This is a genomic window from Phytobacter sp. V91 (assembly GCF_965644225.1).
GTDB lineage: Bacteria > Pseudomonadota > Gammaproteobacteria > Enterobacterales > Enterobacteriaceae > CBFFRJ01.
Genome location: NZ_CBFFRJ010000338.1, coordinates 1 through 345, shown reverse-complemented (window position 1 = coordinate 345; position 345 = coordinate 1). Strand labels below are relative to the sequence as shown.

The window sequence follows — 345 nt, the reverse complement described above, 5'->3', positions numbered from 1 at the left end:
CAAATGGCAGCAGGCTTCTGAGCATATGGCGCAGCGACTGGGTGCAAACCAGTCGCGGGTTATCTCTGTCTGCGATCGTGAAGCGGATATCTGGCACTACCTTGACTATAAACTCAGCCGGGGCCAGCGGTTCGTGGTCCGTGCCGCACAGAACCGTCTGCTGTCGGAGGCTCCCGGCAGACTGTTCAGCCTGCCGGAGCAGCTGACAGAGGCAGGTAGCCACACCCTGAACGTGGTGCAAAAAGGCGGACGGGCAGCCCGGCAGGCACAAATGTTCATCAGCTACAGCGATGTGCAGCTGAAAAAATCAACCGGAGAAGCACCGCTGTCGTTGACCTATATCTG

At 58.3% G+C, this 345-nt stretch carries 1 pseudogene; it reads left to right on the top strand.

Annotated features, from left to right (window positions below):
- Positions 1 to 345 (top strand): annotated as a pseudogene (locus tag ACSZO4_RS25940) (IS4 family transposase); the annotation flags it as partial.